This window comes from Pseudomonas sp. 30_B, from assembly GCF_017491605.1.
In the GTDB taxonomy this organism is placed as follows: domain Bacteria; phylum Pseudomonadota; class Gammaproteobacteria; order Pseudomonadales; family Pseudomonadaceae; genus Pseudomonas.
Window position 1 is genome coordinate 1 of the sequence record NZ_JAFGYY010000350.1, and the last position, 447, is coordinate 447.

The window sequence follows — 447 nt, forward strand, 5'->3', positions numbered from 1 at the left end:
GTGCCATACCGACCGCAGGTCTTAGTCTGGTCGGAGCACCGCGACATCCGTGAGGGGATCGCGCTCTTCGATACGGCTGGTGTTGAACATGCGGGGGGTGCCCATCGACGTCGGCCACGAGATACCAGGAGCCAGCCTTGTTCACGAGCCCGTACGGGTCCGCGGTGAGCCATTGCCCGCTGGTTTCTCCGCTCCGTCGGTAGCACAGGCGGATGCGACGTCGCTCTCTCGCTGCGGTCAGCCGGCCGAGTTCCTTTCCGGTCGTGAACCACCCTGATGGGTCGATGAGGAGTACCTCGGACAGGGGCGGGGTACCAAGCACCTGTCCTCGCGTGGCGACGGCCGTCATTTTCTCCTGGGCGCTGGCGTGGACTGCCTGCAGCCCGACCTGCTCAAGAAGGTCGGCGTCCAGCCCCGCGACAGTGAGCAGCTGAAGCTCTCCCGGAT

At 65.5% G+C, this 447-nt stretch carries 1 protein-coding gene; it reads right to left on the reverse strand.

Translation table 11 applies throughout. The annotated features are described in order from the left end of the window. Positions 1 to 349 (reverse strand): WYL domain-containing protein (locus tag J5M67_RS30055; protein ID WP_368735974.1); only part of this gene is annotated, 349 nt, incomplete at its 3' end. Between the last annotated feature and the right edge of the window lie 98 nt (positions 350 to 447).